Origin of the sequence: Amycolatopsis magusensis (assembly GCF_017875555.1) — a bacterium.
GTDB classification, from domain to species: domain Bacteria; phylum Actinomycetota; class Actinomycetes; order Mycobacteriales; family Pseudonocardiaceae; genus Amycolatopsis; species Amycolatopsis magusensis.
Map to the genome: position 1 here is coordinate 7270132 of NZ_JAGGMS010000001.1, position 15191 is coordinate 7285322.

The following is a 15191-nucleotide window of genomic DNA, read 5'->3' on the forward strand; positions in this document are numbered from 1 at the left end:
CGTGACTTCCGACCTGATGGCGTCCGACGGCGGCTCGGCCTTGACCGTGCGGACCGAGCGGCAGGGCGCCACGGTGATCCTGGTGCTGACCGGCGAGATCGACCTGCTCACCGCGCCCCGGATGCGGGAAGCGGGTGCCGAGGCGCTGCGGGAGGGGCCCGCCGCGCTGGTGCTCGACCTCACCGACGTCAGTTTCCTGGCTTCCGCCGGGCTGGAGGCCCTGGTCGAACTGCAGGAGAAGACCGGCGGAACGGCCCCCTTGCGGGTGGTCGCGGGCAATTCGGCCACCCTGCGCCCGCTGGAGATCACCGGCCTGACCGAGGTGCTCGCGGTCTACCCGAGCCTGGCCGAGGCGCTCGCCGTAGGTTAGCCGCCCCCCGGACGGGTACCCACTCCAGTGCCGTACCCGACGTTGGTCGAAGGGGGCACCGCCCTGTGTTCAGCCAGCCGGACACCGAACTCCACCTGCGCGTCCCGGCGCGTGCCGAACGACTGCCGGAGATCCGCCGAAAACTGGCCGCGTGGTGCCATCGGGTGGATCTCTCCGAGGAGGACACCGAAGCCGTCGTGAGCGCGGCCTACGAGGCGATGGCCAACGTGGTCGACCACGCCTACGGAAACCGGTCCGGTCCGCTGGACCTGCACGCCAGCTGCCACCCGGGACAGGACAACGCCACCGTGACGATCACCGACGACGGGCGCTGGCGGCCACCACGCGATCCCCGGGTCACCGGGCGCGGCCGCGGGCTCTCGATGATCCGCGCCTACGCGGATTCGGTGGAGATCCGGCCGTCCGCGCACGGAACGAGCGTGCGGATGAGCTGGCCGCGTCCGGTACCGCGACACGGTCGCCACTCCGGCTGACCGGAGCATCGGCACCGGGCCTTCACGGCGGTAGGTTGAACGGGCCGGGCCCTCGATCCGGCACGGTACGGATCGAAGCGGGGTTGGGCATGGGTGAGGCGACGGTCGAAACGCGGACGCCGGAAAGAGCCGAGCAGCCGGAACTGCGGCAATTGCTGGCGGGGCTCACCGCGGTCCGCGACGGCGATTTCGGGATCCGGCTGCCGGGCGACGCCGACGGCCTGCTCGGCGAAATAGCGACCGTGTTCAACGGAATGGTGGACCAGCTTTCCCTGTTCACCTCCGAGGTCACCCGCGTGGCCAGGGAAGTGGGCACCGACGGGCGGCTCGGCGGCCAGGCGCGGGTGCCGGGGGTTTCGGGCACCTGGGAGGACCTCACCGATTCGGTGAACGCCATGGCGGGCAACCTCACCACGCAGGTGCGTGACATCGCCCAGGTGGCCACCGCGGTCGCCAGCGGTGACCTGTCGCAGAAGATCGACGTGGACGCGCGCGGGGAAATCCTGCAGCTGAAGGAAACCGTCAACACGATGGTCGACCAGCTCTCCTCCTTCGCCGACGAGGTCACCCGCGTGGCCCGCGAAGTGGGCAGCGAGGGCAGGCTCGGCGGGCAGGCGCAGGTGCCCGGCGTCGGCGGGGTGTGGCGTGACCTCACCGATTCGGTGAACTTCATGGCCGGCAACCTGACCGATCAGGTGCGCAATATCGCGCAGGTGACCACGGCGGTGGCGAAAGGCGATCTTTCGCAGAAAATCGACGTCGACGCGCGCGGGGAAATCCTCGAACTCAAGAACACCATCAACACGATGGTCGACCAGCTCTCCTCCTTCGCCGACGAAGTCACCAGAATGGCGCGCGAAGTGGGCACCGAGGGAATCCTCGGCGGGCAGGCCGACGTCAAGGGCGTTTCCGGGACCTGGCGGGACCTCACCGATTCGGTGAACTTCATGGCCGGGAACCTGACCGCGCAGGTGCGCTCGATCGCGCAGGTCGCCACCGCGGTCGCCAGCGGTGACCTGTCGCAGAAGATCACCGTCACCGCGCGCGGGGAGATCCTCGAACTGAAGAACACCATCAACACGATGGTCGACCAGCTCTCCGCCTTCGCCGTCGAAGTCACCCGCGTGGCCCGCGAGGTCGGCACCGAAGGACGGCTCGGCGGCCAGGCCGATGTGAAGGGTGTTTCCGGGACCTGGAAGGCGCTCACCGAATCGGTGAACGTGATGGCGGACAACCTGACCGCGCAGGTGCGCTCCATCGCGCAGGTGACCACCGCCGTGGCGAAGGGCGACCTGTCGCAGAAGATCCGCGTCGACGCGCGCGGGGAGATCCTGGAGCTGAAGGAAACCATCAACACGATGGTCGACCAGCTCTCCGCCTTCGCCGACGAGGTCACCCGCGTGGCCCGCGAGGTCGGCACCGAAGGCAACCTGGGCGGGCAGGCCACCGTGCGCGGGGTGTCGGGCACCTGGGAGGACCTGACCGACAACGTCAACGTGATGGCGTCGAACCTGACCAACCAGGTGCGCAACATCGCCCAGGTGGCCACCGCGGTGGCCAGGGGTGACCTGTCGCAGAAGATCACCGTGGAGGCCAAGGGCGAGGTCGCCGCGCTGGCCGGCGTGATCAACACGATGGTGGACACGCTCTCCGCGTTCGCCGGGGAGGTCACCCGCGTGGCCCGCGAGGTCGGCACGGAGGGGATGCTCGGCGGGCAGGCACAGGTGCCGAACGTGGCGGGCACCTGGAAGGACCTCACCGACAACGTCAACTTCATGGCGAACAACCTGACCAACCAGGTGCGCAACATCGCGCAGGTGACCACCGCGGTGGCGCTGGGCGATCTGACCCGCAAGATCGACGTGGACGCCCGCGGCGAGATCCTGGAGCTCAAGACCACGATAAACACCATGGTCGACACCCTTTCGGCGTTCGCCGCCGAGGTGACCAGGGTGGCGCGCGAGGTGGGCAGCGAGGGCAGGCTCGGCGGGCAGGCCGAGGTCGAGGGCGTGTCCGGCACCTGGAAGCGGCTGACCGAGAACGTCAACGAACTGGCCGGGAACCTGACCCGCCAGGTGCGCGCGATCGCCGAGGTGACCAGCGCGGTCGCCGAGGGCGACCTGACCCGGTCGATCACCGTGGAGGCCTCCGGTGAGGTCGCCGAGCTCAAGGACAACATCAACTCGATGGTGGAGTCGCTGCGCGAGACCACCAAGGCCAACCAGGAACAGGACTGGCTCAAGTCCAACCTGGCCCGCATCTCCAGCCTGATGCAGGGCCGCCGCGACCTGGCGGTGGTGGCCGAGCTGATCATGGACGAGCTGGCGCCGCTGGTTTCGGCCCAGTACGGCGCCTTCTACCTCGCCGACGACTCCGCGGCCACGCCGGAACTGCGGCTGATCGGCGCCTACGGGCACCCGGCCGCCGACGGTGAGATCCGCTTCCGGTTCGGCGAATCACTGGTCGGGCAGGCGGCCCGCAGCCGCAAGACGATCGCCGTGGACGAGATGCCCGCCGGGTTCATCGCCATCTCCTCCGGGCTCGGGCGGACCACGCCGACGAACCTGATCGTGCTGCCGATCGTGGTCGAGGAACAGGTGCTCGGCGTGATCGAACTGGCGTCGGTGCACCGGTTCACCGCCACCCACCGCGATTTCCTCGAACAGCTCATGGAGACCGTCGGCGTCAACGTCAACACCATCGTGGCCAACGCGCGCACCGACGAGCTGCTGGGCGAGTCGCAGCGCCTGGCCACCGAGCTGCAGTCGCGGTCGGGTGAGCTGCAGATCCGGCAGGAGGAACTGCAGCTGTCCAACGCCGAGCTGGAGGAGAAGGCCGCGCTGCTGGCGAGCCAGAACAGCGACATCGAGGCGAAGAACCTGGAGATCGAGCAGGCGCGCCAGGAGCTGGAAACCCGCGCGCAGCAGCTCACCATCGCCTCGAAGTACAAGTCCGAGTTCCTCGCGAACATGAGCCACGAGCTGCGGACCCCGCTGAACAGCCTGCTCATCCTGGCGCAGCTGCTGGCGCAGAACCCGACCCGCAACCTGACCTCGAAGCAGGTGGAGTACGCCGGGATCATCCACTCGGCCGGTTCGGACCTGCTGCAGCTGATCAACGACATCCTGGACCTGTCGAAGGTCGAGGCGGGCAAGATGGACATCAGCCCGGAACGCGTGCCGCTGCGCCGGCTGCTGGACTACGCCGAGGCCACCTTCCGGCCGCTGACCACGCAGAAGAACCTGAGCTTCCGGGTGACCACCGCGCCCGGCGTGCCGGTCGACCTGCTCACCGACGACTCGCGCCTGCGCCAGGTGCTGCGCAACCTGCTGTCCAACGCGGTGAAGTTCACCGAGGAGGGCAGCGTCGACCTGCGCATCGAACCGGCGGCCCCGCCGGAGGTGCCCGCCTCGGTCGCCCACCACGGCGCGGCGATCGCCTTCCGGGTGACCGACACCGGCATCGGCATCCCCGAGCAGCAGCTGCAGTCCATCTTCGGCGCCTTCCAGCAGGCCGACGGCACCACCAGCCGCAAGTACGGCGGCACCGGGCTGGGCCTGTCGATCAGCCGGGAGATCGCCTTCCTGCTCGGCGGGGTGATCACCGTGGCCAGCAGTCCCGCCAGGGGCAGCACGTTCACCCTGTACCTGCCGGTGGCGCGGCCGGACTTCGAGGAGGTCTCCCCCGCGCCGGCGCCCGCCCCCACGCCGGCCCCGCAGGTGGCGCCCGAGCCACCGCAGCAGCGGCGGCTGCTGGTGATCGAGAAGTACCCGCGCGGGTTGTTGTCGCTGGTGGCCGAAAGCGTGATCGCCGACCTGGCCGAGGTGCCGGACCTGATCGAGACCCGCGGTCAGGTCGAGCTGGTCACCGCGGTCGGTGCCGAGGAGGCCGCCGCGGCACTGGCCACGCAGGCGTTCCACTGCGTGGTGCTGGAACTGGACATGCCCGAGGAAGCCGGGCTGCGCTTCCTCGCCGCGATGGACGGCGATTCCGCGCTGCGCTCGGTGCCGGTGCTGGCGCACCACAACCGGCGGCTCGACGAGGACGCCGAACGCGTGCTGCAGGCCAGGGCCGGGGTGCAGCCGCTGGAGTTGCTGTCCAGTTTGGACGAACTGCGGGAGCGGATCGCCTTGCACATGACCGCCGCGCAGCCCGGTGACGTGGTCCCGCTGGTGCGGCCGCAGCCCCCGGTGGGCGGGCCGTCGCCGAAGGAACTGGGCCGGCGGGTGGCCGGGCGCACGGTGCTGGTGGTCGACGACGACACCCGCAACGTCTACGCGCTGACCAGCATGCTGGAGACGCACGGCCTGCAGGTGCTGCACGCGGAGAACGGGCGCCGCGGGCTGGAGACGCTGGTCGCGCACCCGGAGATCGACCTGGTGCTGATGGACGTGATGATGCCGGAGATGGACGGGTACGCGGCCACCGCGGCGATCCGGGCGATGCCGGAGCACCGGGAACTGCCGATCATCGCGGTGACCGCCAAGGCGATGCCGGGTGACCAGGAGAAGAGCCTCGGCTCGGGCGCCAGCGACTACGTGACGAAACCGGTGGATTCGACGCACCTGCTGGCGTGCATCCAGCGGTGGCTGGAGGACTAGGTGGGCGTGGAAGCCGACGCGAAAGCGGCCAACCTGACCCGGCTGGCGGCCACGGTGGAACGGCTGCGGGCTCAGGTGCGCCAGGCCCACGCCGAGACCGAGGGCCGGGCGCTGCTCGAGCTGGCCAAGGGCATCCTGGTGGAAAGACTCCACTGTGGACCGTCGCAGGCCGCGCACCAGCTGGCGGAACTGGCCGCCCAGGCCGGGCTGCCGCAGCTGGAACTGGCCGCCGACATCGTCAACCAGTCCGCGCGGGACAAGCTCGGCGAGGCGGCGGGCGAGCTGCTGACCGCGAACCCGGCCGTGCCGGACCCCGGCCCGTCGGCCGCGGTCCGCCTGCGCAGCGCGGAAGGCGGCGTCCTGGCGGCCACCGACGCCCAGGCGGTCGCGGAGTCGCTGCTCGAACACGCGCTGGCCCCGCTGGGCGCCACCGCGGTCGCCGTCTGGGCCGCCGGTTCGGACGCTTCACTGGCGCTCGCGGGCTTCGCCGGGTTGCCGCCGGAAGAGGCGAAGCGGTGGCGGTACGTGCCGCCGGGCCTCGCCACCCCGGCCCGCCGCGCGCTCACCGAACGACGGCTGGTCTGGCTGGAGGACCTCACCCGCACCGGGCCGCCGTCGATCGGCCAGCGCGAGGTGCCGGGTGCCCGGGTCGCCGTGCCCGCCGACGCGGGCGGGCGCATCCTCGGCGTGCTGGAGATCTGCTGGCCCGCCCCGTTTTCCCACCAGTCACCGCAGATCGAGCGGCAGATCGAGGCGCTCGCCGAACTGTGCGCCCGCGCGCTCGACACGCACGTCATCGAGGCCGCGCCGTCGTTCGAGAGCGACACGAGCAAGCTGATCGACGTGGCCGACGCGGTGCTCGACCCGGCTCTGGTGCTGCTGCCCGAAGTGGACGCGGGCGGCAGGCTCACCGACTTCCGCATCCACCACACCAACAGCGCGTTCGCCGACCCGGCCGGGCGCCCACGTCACGCGGTGGTCGGCGCGCCCCTGCTGGAGATCTACCCGATGGTGGCCGGGAAGAGCGGGCTGTTCGACAAGGTCGAGCACGTGCACGCGACCGGGGAACCGTTCCGCGCCAAGGAAACCACCCTCACCACGCTGGTCGAGGACGTCCCGGTGACGCTGACCGCGGGCATCAGCGTCACCCGGCACGGCGACGCGGTGCTGCTGATCTGGCGGGTGCAGGACGAGACCGCGCGCCTGGCCGGGCTGCTGCAGCACGCCCAGCGGCTCGGGCGGATCGGCGGTTTCGAGGAGAACGCGGTCACCGGTGAGATCGCCTGGAACACCGAGGTCTACACGCTGTACGGGCTGCCGGTCACCGCTCGGCCGATCGCGCTGCAACGCCTGCCCGCGCACGCCGACCCCGACGACGCGACGGCGATCGGCCGGTTCCTGCGCACCCTGCTGCACCACCGGCGTCCCGCGTCCACCGCGTTCCGCCTGCAGCGCCCGGACGGGATTTCGCGGCACATCCGGGTGATCGCGGACCCGGTGCTGGACGCGGACGGGCGGCTGCTCACCGTGCGGGGTGCCTACCAGGACATCTCGGCGCAGCACTGGACAGAGGTGGCGCTGGCGGCCACGCGGGACCAGCTCGCGCACACCGAGCAGCAGTCGGCCGAGCGGAACCGGCTGGCCCTGCACCTGCAGCGCGCGATCATGCCGACCGCGCCCGACCCGATCGACACCGCCGGGCTGAGGATCGCCGTGCACTACCGTCCCGCGGAGAACGACCAGCTGGTCGGCGGTGACTGGTACGACGCGGTGACCCTGCCGTCGAAGCAGATCCTGCTCTCGGTCGGCGACATCGCCGGCCACGGCATCGAAGCCGCGACCGGCATGGTGGTGCTGCGCAACGCCCTGCGCGGCCTCGCCGCCACCGCCGCCGGTCCGGCGCAGCTGCTGACGTGGCTGAACCTGGTGGCGCACCATCTCACCAAACGCGTGATCGCCACCGCTGTCTGCGGCATCTACGACCCGGCGACGCGCATCCTGCGCTGGGCGCGGGCCGGGCACCTGCCCCCGGTGCTGATCCGGGAGGGGAAAGCCACCGGGCAGCCCATGATCGGCGGCATCCTCCTGGGCGCGACCGCGGCCGCGGAGTACGAGGAGCAGAGCATCCAACTGGCCCCCTCGGACATCCTGCTCCTCTACACCGACGGCCTCATCGAGCGAAAAGGCCGCTCCATCGACGAGGCGATCGCGCAGCTGCTGACCCTGGCGGAATCCCCCGCGGGCACCCTGGAACAACGCCTGGACCACCTGCTGACCCACAGCAACGCCGACACCGACGACGACACCTGCATCGTCGCCATCGAACTAAGCTGACTGTCACGCCACCGGAAGCCGCGCCCCCGACAGCCGAGCCCCGCGACCCGCCCACACCGCGCCATGGAATCAACGCCGCGAACCGGAGCCCGGAAAACCTGAGCCGGGAACCAAGAAGCAAAAACCAATAGTCGCGAACCGGAACCCGGGAGCCTCACCGGGCGATCACCCACACTCCCCCTTCCCTCCCCGATCCACCGCCAGAAACACGGCGAGGAATCCTTGTCCAGGCATTTTTCCCGCCTTGACAGGGATTCCTCGCCGTAGTCACGATCAAAAATCGGGGTGGAAGCCCCACGAACCCCTACGAATGCAACGACTTCAAGGTAATGGTCAACGTATCCGGGTCCCCCGCTCGAACCGCCCCGCTGAAGTCCGGCCCGCCTGTCGAAGTCACGTCGTCGTACGGGAACGCGTAGCCCCGGTTGTCCGGCAGCCGCTCGTGCACGATCCGCGCGTAGTGGTTCGTCTTCTCCGTCTGGTAGAAGTTCTCCGGCTTCTCCCCGTTCGGCTGATCGGCGTTGTCCCGCAACGTGGTCCGGTTCAGGGCCGCCGCCAGGCGCGGGATGATCGCCTTGCGCACATCGCTCGCGCCGTCGAGGGCGAACGGGCCCGAGTCGCAGCTGAGGATGTCGGCGGTGCTCGGCTTCGCGAAGGTCTCGCCGTTGTCGAACTTCAGCACCCCGTCGGCGACCTGCGCGGTCACCTTGCCCCACGAAGCCTGGGTGTCCACGGTCAGCGGGCTCCCGCTGTACTTGGCCCACACCTCGTCGACGTACCCGGCGAAGTAGTCGCCGAACTCCGCGGACTGGTAGTGCGCGCTCATCGCCCGCAGGTTCCGGCCGTCACCGGCCTTCTGGATCAGCTTGCCCCACGGCGCGCCGTCCTTCGCCGCCTGCTCCTCCAGCGCGGCGCAGATCCCGTCGAGCGCGCCGGCGGGCAGGCCGGGCACGCTGTCGGACGCCCCGGAGAGCGTGGTCAGCCCGAGCGCGAGCGGCGCCGCGACGAAGTCGACGTAGCTGACGTTGACGAACAGCTCGGCCTCGTTGAAGGTGAACTCCGCGAACGACCAGTCCAGCTGGTAGTTCGGGTCGTCCGGGTTGAGGAAGCTCGGGTGCACCACGTTCGGCCCCGGGTTGACGAAGAAGGTCATCTTCTCCCCGGTGACCACGTAGATCCGCGCGCCGTACATGCGCGGCACGCGGACCGAGGTGGTGCTGCCCGGCCCGCCGAGCGGGATCGCGCAGTCCTCGGCCAGCGGCGTGGTCGGGGCACCCGGTGACGGCGGGAAGTAGGTCGCGCCGCCTTCCTTGACGAACACCGGCTTGCCGTCGGACAGGCCGGTGACGTAGGCGTACGCGGTCCCGGAGCCGGACTCGTTGCGGATGGCCAGGTTGAACGTCTCCGGTGTGGCGGCCGAAGCCGGCGCGAACCGGCTGAGCGCGACACCGGCCAGCGCCGCGGCGGAACCACCGATGAAGGCGCGGCGAGAGATCATGAGAAGACTCCTCGGCGATGAGGGGGACCGGACAGTTACTAACCAACTGCAATGTGGTCCAGACCACCGGGAGATGTCAAACCCACGATCGGAACTGATCGGAATCGGTCAAGCCGTGATCTTGGGCCTATCCCCGCTCGGCCACGGTGAACCGGCGCAGCCCCAGCGCCGGGTTCTTGGCGCGCACCTCGTCCAGCCGCGCCCTGGTCAGCTCGGCCCCGGCGGTCGCGGTCCGCTCCCCCACCGCGGCGAGCACCACGCCCATCGGGTCGGCGATCAGGCTGTTGCCCGAACCGGTCGGCGCGCACTGGCCCGCGGCGGCGACGTAGATGGTGTTTTCGATGGCCCGCGCGCGGATCAGCGTGGTCCAGTGGTCCTCCTTGAGCGGGCCGGGCACCCACTCCGCTGGCAGCAGCACCACGTCCGCGCCCGCGTCGACCAGGCGGCGCGTCACCTCGGGGAAGCGCAGGTCGTAGCAGGTCTGCAGGCCGAAGGTAAGGTCGTCGACCTTGAAGGTCTCCGGTGCCTCGATGGTGCCCGAGCGCACGAAGTCCGACTCGCGGAAGCCGAAGGCGTCGTAGAGGTGCAGCTTGCGGTAGAGCGCGGCGATCGAGCCGTCCTCACCGGCGGCGACCAGCGTGTTGGAGATGCGGCCGGTGCCGGGGAGCTCCTCGTTGACCCCCGCGACGAGGGTGACGCGGCGCTCCTTCGCCAGCTCGCGCAGGCCGGAGACCCACGGCCCGTCCAGCGGTTCGGCCGACTCGACGAACCGCTCGTCCATCGCGGGCACGGTGAACATGGCGTACTCGGGCAGCACCACCACCCTCGCGCCGCGGGCGACCGCCTCGTCCACCAGCTCGGTGACCTTCGCCAGGTTCTCCCGCTTGTCCTCGCCAGGAGCGAACTGCGCGACGGCGACGTGCACCATGATCTCAGCCTCTTTCCGCATCTCGGGGGGCCGGGCCTCCGCTCGACGCCTTTGTATACATGGCGGATACACGAGCTGTCCAGCGGTGTACCATCGGCCCGGCCTGCCGACGAAGGGGAGCTCCATGACCAGGACCGCACCGGATCCGGCGCCCGCGGCGGGCGGTGGGCCCGCGCGCGACCGGGTGTACATCTGGCTGCGCGACGGGATCATCTCCGGCGAGCTCGAAGCCGGGCGGTTCCTCGACGAGCACTGGGTTTCCGGCGTGGTCGGGGTGTCGCGCACCCCGGTGCGGGAGGCCTTCCACCGGCTGGCCGCCGAGCGGTTCATCAGCCTGCTGCCGCGCAAGGGCGCGCAGGTCAGGACGGTCACCGCGCGGGAACTGGAGGAGGTCTACCAGACCCGGCGGCTGATCGAGGGGCACGCCATCGCGTTGCTGTGCGCGACGCGCGCCGGGGTGCCGGAGCAGATGTCCGAACTCCTGGAAGCGATGGAACGCGCCGGGGAGGCCGGGGAGTGGTTCGAGGTGTCCGGGCTGGACCGCGCCTTCCACCGGGCGATGGTGAACGCCGCCGGGAACTCGGTGCTCACCGAGGTGTACGACACGCTGCGCTCCCGCCAGCAACGGGTCGCGGTGCGCGCGCTGCAGGCCCGCCCGGACCGGCTGCCGGTGATCAACGCCGAGCACCGCGAGCTGGTCGCCGCCCTCGACCGGCACGACGAGACCGAGGCGGTGCGCATCCTGAACCAGCACCTGCGCCCGGTCTCGGAAGTCCTCTCCCTGCTGCCCGACTGAGGCGCCTAACCTCCCTGACCGGCCGGCGCGTTCCTGAGCCGATCGGCGACACACCCGGGCACCCACGCCGGTGCGCGGAGGCGGCGGTGGCACCATCGGGGCAGCACCCGACCCGAGGGGAGCGTCCATGAGCACCGCGCCACCGCTCGTTTCGACCATCACGACCTGGTGCGCCACCGAAGCCGCGGTCCGCGGCCAGGACCACGCCGCCGCCACCTACGCCGGCACCATCCCGGCCGCCGCCACCTACACCGCGGGCGGGCTCGGGGCCCCGCCCGGCGTGCTAGACCTCGACGAAGAGGACCTCTCGCTGCTCGCCGAACTCGCCGGGCAGGCCCGCCACCGGCTGGAAACCTGGCAGCGGACCGGCTGGCTGTCCCCCGCCGACCGCGACCGCCTGCTCTTCACCGCCCGGGCCGCGCTCGCCGGCGCCCCGCACGAGGACCCGGCGGAGAGGCTCGCGGCCGCCGAGTCACTCGAAGCGCTCGAACGGTGGTGCGCTCAGGCCCCGGACGAGCCGCCCGCCGAAGCCGGGCCACCGGCCGCCGAGCCGGTGCAGGGAGAGCTGTTCGCCCTGCCGGGCTGACCTGCGGGCTCGGCGGGCAGGAACGCGGGGCGCACACCCGGGTCCGGCGGGTCGTAGTAGCGGTGGAACACCGGCGTCTGACTGCCCGAGAGCGGCGGCACGATCCAGCTCCAGTCCGCGCGGCACCGCCGCCCGGCGGCTTCCTCGCGCCGCAGGTGCTCGAGGAACCGGTGCGCTTCGGTGTGGTGGTCGGTGATCGTCACCCCGGCCAGGTCGAACGAGTGGTGCACGGCCGCGGTCAGTTCCACCATCGCGCGGTCGCGCCACAGCGTGCGCTCGCTTCCCGTGCGCAGCCCCAGCCGCCGCGCGATCAGCGGCAGCAGGTCGTACCGGCCGGTGTCGGCGAGGTTGCGCGCCCCCACCTCGGTGCCCATGTACCAGCCGTTGAACGGCGCCGCCGGGTACCGCACGCCACCGATCTCCAGCGGCATGTGGCTGATCACCGGCACCGCGTGCCAGCGCAGGCCGAGTTCGGCGAACCACGGCAGGTCCGGGTGGCTCAGCGGCACCTCGAGCACCACGTCCGCGGGCAGGGCGAACCAGCGCGGCTCGCTCCCGGCCGTCTCGACGATCAGCGGCAGCAGGTCGAACGGCCCGCGCCGCCGCGGCGGGCACCAGCCCAGCCGCTGGGCGAACTCGGTGAACGCGAGGTTGCGCGGGTCGCCGAGCACCGTTTCACCCGGACCGCGGTACGCCGCATAACGGATCAATTGTTCGTTCCGGATCCGTGGCCCGCGACCTGCGGAAGAATCGGGGGCGAAGATCGTGACCGCGGATCTGATCCGCCCGCCCCTGGTCACCTCACGCAGGTGCGCGAAACATTCCTCGGCAATATCGGCGGCGTCGGTGACTCCGCGGCGATCACGGATTTTGAGGCTCCGCCAATAGAGCCTGCCGATGCACCGGTCGGCGTTGCGCCAGGCGACACGGGCGCCGAACCCCAGCTCGGACCCGGTGTGCCGGTAACTTCCCGTCCGCTCGATCTCGCGCCGGACTTCGTTCAACCGCAAGGACAACTCGCCGTCAGAAGCTTGCTCCTGGTACAGCAAACGCAGGAACTCCTCCGCCGCCGCGAAGGTGACGCTGCGTTCACCACCCAGCCGCTGCCCCGGCGGGAAATCCACTCGTACGGCGGTTCCGGTCACCTTTTTTACCCCATTTCTCGAATGTGGCCAGGCCGAAAACGACAAAGGGGCAGCGTACCTCATGAATTCGAATTAGTGCGTTTTTGCACTGAGTTCAAGCCGGTGATTGTTTTACCGGCGGTCGAGCAATTCGGCGAGCAGGTCCAATCCGGCCTGCCAGCCAGGAGCGACCGCGGAACCGGTTTCACCGTCGTCGAGCACATTGGTGAACACCAGCACGCAGGCGTGCTCGCCGTCGGCGGCCAGCTCGAAGCGCAGGGTCTCGCCGTCCCAGGTGTACTCCAGCAGCCGCGGGCGGTCGGCGTGGACGACCGTGCCCGTCCCGGTGTCCCCCGACTTCGGCACGAAGGCCAGTTCGGCGCCCTCGGCGAACTCCAGCCGCGACCGGTCGTAGTCGAGGATCTGCACGAACCACCCCCGCAGTTCGTCCCGCTCGGTCAGCGCGCGCCAGACCTTCTCCCGCGGGTGCTCGAAACGCCGTTCGAACCGCAGCGCGAACCGGCCGTCCTCGGTCATTCCCCCGGTACCCCGCACGACGCCTCCTATATTCCTTGACGGCAATATTGCCATCGCAGCATACGGACGGCGATCCCGGCCGCGCAACTGGCAGGATGCCCCGATGCGATCCCTCCTGGCCGGCGGCTCGGTGTTCGACGCCGCCTCCGGCGAAGTGAGCCGGGCCGACGTGGTGCTCGACGGCGACCGGATCGTCTCGGTCGGCACCGACCTCGACGGCGACGAGGCGGTCGACTGCACCGGCGGCCTGCTGCTGCCCGGGTTCATCGACTGCCACACCCACGTCTGCATGTCGCAGACCCTCGGCGACCCGTTCGGGCTGCCGCGCACGGCCCGCGCGCTGTCCGCGGTGCCGGTGCTGCGCACCCTGCTCGGCCTCGGCATCACCACCGTGCGCGACGCCTGGGGCGCCGACGCCGGCCTGCGGCTGGCGCTGGAGCGGGGCTGGATCGAGGGCCCGCAGGTGCTGCTCAGCCTGCGGCAGATCGGGACCACCGGGAGCATCGGCGACCACTGGACCCCGGTCACCGGGAAGGTCGACTTCTTCGGCGACCCGTCGATGCCCGATCCGGTGTTCGACGGCCCCGACCAGGCTCGCGCGGTGGTCCGGCGGATGGTGCGCGCGGGGGCGGACTGGCTCAAGGTGGCCGCGACGGGGTCCGTCGCCGCCGGGACCGGGGTGCACGACACCCAGCTCACCGCCGAGGAGATGGCGGCGCTGGTCGACGAGGCGGCGAGGCAGGGCGGGCGGAAGGTGCTGGTCCACGCCCACGGTGCCCGCGCGGCGGAACTGGCGGCACGGGCGGGTGCGGCGAGCGTCGAGCACGGGATCTACCTGGACGAGGCGGCCGTCGCGGCGATGGCCGCGGCCGGGACCTGGTTCGTGCCGACGTTGTCCTGCACGCACGGCCTCGAGGACGTCCCCGCCGAGCGGGTCGAGGCGCACCGGGAGTCGGTGCGCCTCGCGCTGGCGGCCGGGGTGCCGATCGCGCTGGGCACCGACAACCCGGTGACCCCGCACACCGAGGCCCTGCGGGAGATCCACTACCTCGCCGAAGCCGGGCTCGGCGCGGCCGGCGCCCTGCGCGCGTCCACTTTGGACGCCGCACGATTGCTCGGGCTGGCGGCCGACCGCGGTGAGATCACCGAGCGCAAGCGCGCGGATCTGGTGCTGCTGGACGGGACCGAGCTGGACACCGCCGGCCTGGCGGGCCGGATCCGGGCGGTGTGGCACAACGGCGAGCCGGTCAGCCGCGCCTGAACCTCGTGCGCCCGCCGGGTTTGAAGGCGGTCAGGATCACGCAGGCCAGGTACATGCTCGACGACACGCACCCGGCGGCGAGCAGGCCGGAGGTGTACTCCCCCGCGTCGATCAGCTGGTCGGCGGGCGCGGCCGAGACGACCGAGCCCAGTTCCCGCAGGCCCGGCACCGAGGACAGCGGCGTGAGCACCACCGCGACCAGGGTCAGGACGAACTTGGCCACCACCCACCAGTGCCGGAACAGGCCCCACTTGGTGCCCAGTGACAACACCAGCCCGCTGGCGAAGGCGACCAGGCTGATCGGGATGAGCAGGGTTTCGCCGAGGATCGCCATGGCCAGGAAGGCGGCGTGCTGGCGAGCCGGGTCGGTGGCGTTCATGCCGGTGACGGCCAGCACCAGGTTGCCGAGCGTGAGGCCGAGCCAGCCGACGGAGGACACGACGTGGGCGACCACCACGGTCTTGCGCGCCCGCGGGCTGAGCCGGGGGAAGCGGGGCGCGGACCGGGCGGCGGGAATGGTGGTGTGCATGGGAGAAGTGTGGGCCGCTCGCGGGCTCTCGTCGTCCGCCGAGCTCCGGCTCCGGCGCCTGCGCCCAGGCGGGTACACAGCACGGTGCCGTACGCCGGGGAGCGTACGGCACCGTGCTTTGTGGACTGAAACC

The 15191-nt window shown here is 70.9% G+C and carries 12 protein-coding genes; 7 read left to right on the top strand and 5 right to left on the bottom strand.

Annotation, left to right across the window (positions count from 1 at the left end; genetic code table 11):
* The first annotated feature begins 1 nt into the window (after window position 1).
* The 4 genes from JOM49_RS32255 to JOM49_RS32270 all read left to right on the top strand — a co-directional run bounded on the left by JOM49_RS32255 (window position 2) and on the right by JOM49_RS32270 (window position 7799).
* Window positions 2-370 carry an STAS domain-containing protein gene (locus JOM49_RS32255; RefSeq protein WP_209667946.1) on the top strand — a complete coding sequence of 123 codons (369 nt, stop codon included), beginning with the start codon at window positions 2-4 and terminating at the stop codon, window positions 368-370.
* Window positions 371-435: 65 nt separating this feature from the next.
* Window positions 436-864, top strand: coding sequence for an ATP-binding protein (locus JOM49_RS32260; RefSeq protein ID WP_282771843.1), 429 nt, complete (start codon window positions 436-438; stop codon window positions 862-864).
* Between the two features lie 89 nt (window positions 865-953).
* Window positions 954-5465: a HAMP domain-containing protein gene (locus JOM49_RS32265; RefSeq protein WP_209667947.1), complete on the top strand. Its 4512-nt coding sequence runs from the start codon at window positions 954-956 to the stop codon at window positions 5463-5465.
* Entirely contained in the window at window positions 5466-7799 is a 2334-nt protein-coding gene (locus JOM49_RS32270; RefSeq protein WP_209667948.1) for a SpoIIE family protein phosphatase, read from the top strand.
* 304 nt (window positions 7800-8103) lie between these two features.
* On the opposite strand, the gene JOM49_RS32275 is transcribed toward JOM49_RS32270, so the two are convergent.
* Both JOM49_RS32275 and JOM49_RS32280 read right to left on the bottom strand, forming a co-directional pair.
* Window positions 8104-9297, bottom strand: a complete 1194-nt coding sequence (locus JOM49_RS32275; RefSeq protein ID WP_209667949.1) for a glycoside hydrolase family 64 protein — start codon at window positions 9295-9297, stop codon at window positions 8104-8106.
* 127 nt (window positions 9298-9424) lie between these two features.
* Complete coding sequence (locus JOM49_RS32280; RefSeq protein WP_209667950.1) at window positions 9425-10225, bottom strand: carbon-nitrogen hydrolase family protein; 801 nt, start codon at window positions 10223-10225, stop codon at window positions 9425-9427.
* A gap of 124 nt (window positions 10226-10349) precedes the next feature.
* Between JOM49_RS32280 and JOM49_RS32285 the strand changes: the two genes are divergently transcribed.
* A complete protein-coding gene (locus JOM49_RS32285; RefSeq protein ID WP_209667951.1) occupies window positions 10350-11021 on the top strand; it encodes a GntR family transcriptional regulator in 672 nt (223 codons plus the stop codon).
* A 127-nt stretch (window positions 11022-11148) separates the two neighbouring features.
* On the top strand, window positions 11149-11607 hold the full coding sequence (locus tag JOM49_RS32290) for a hypothetical protein (RefSeq protein WP_209667952.1): 459 nt from the start codon (window positions 11149-11151) through the stop codon (window positions 11605-11607).
* On the opposite strand, the gene JOM49_RS32295 is transcribed toward JOM49_RS32290, so the two are convergent.
* Both JOM49_RS32295 and JOM49_RS32300 read right to left on the bottom strand, forming a co-directional pair.
* Complete coding sequence (locus JOM49_RS32295) at window positions 11523-12752, bottom strand: nitric oxide synthase oxygenase (protein WP_308158947.1); 1230 nt, start codon at window positions 12750-12752, stop codon at window positions 11523-11525. The two genes, JOM49_RS32290 and JOM49_RS32295, sit on opposite strands and share 85 nt — an antisense overlap.
* A 111-nt stretch (window positions 12753-12863) precedes the next feature.
* Window positions 12864-13286: an SRPBCC domain-containing protein gene (locus tag JOM49_RS32300; RefSeq protein WP_282771566.1), complete on the bottom strand. Its 423-nt coding sequence runs from the start codon at window positions 13284-13286 to the stop codon at window positions 12864-12866.
* Between the two features lie 85 nt (window positions 13287-13371).
* On the opposite strand from JOM49_RS32300, the gene JOM49_RS32305 reads away from it, so the two are divergent.
* Window positions 13372-14529: an amidohydrolase family protein gene (locus JOM49_RS32305; protein ID WP_209667954.1), complete on the top strand. Its 1158-nt coding sequence runs from the start codon at window positions 13372-13374 to the stop codon at window positions 14527-14529.
* On the opposite strand, the gene JOM49_RS32310 is transcribed toward JOM49_RS32305, so the two are convergent.
* On the bottom strand, window positions 14516-15058 hold the full coding sequence (locus JOM49_RS32310) for a hypothetical protein (protein WP_209667955.1): 543 nt from the start codon (window positions 15056-15058) through the stop codon (window positions 14516-14518). The genes JOM49_RS32305 and JOM49_RS32310 overlap by 14 nt on opposite strands.
* Window positions 15059-15191: the final 133 nt, after the last annotated feature.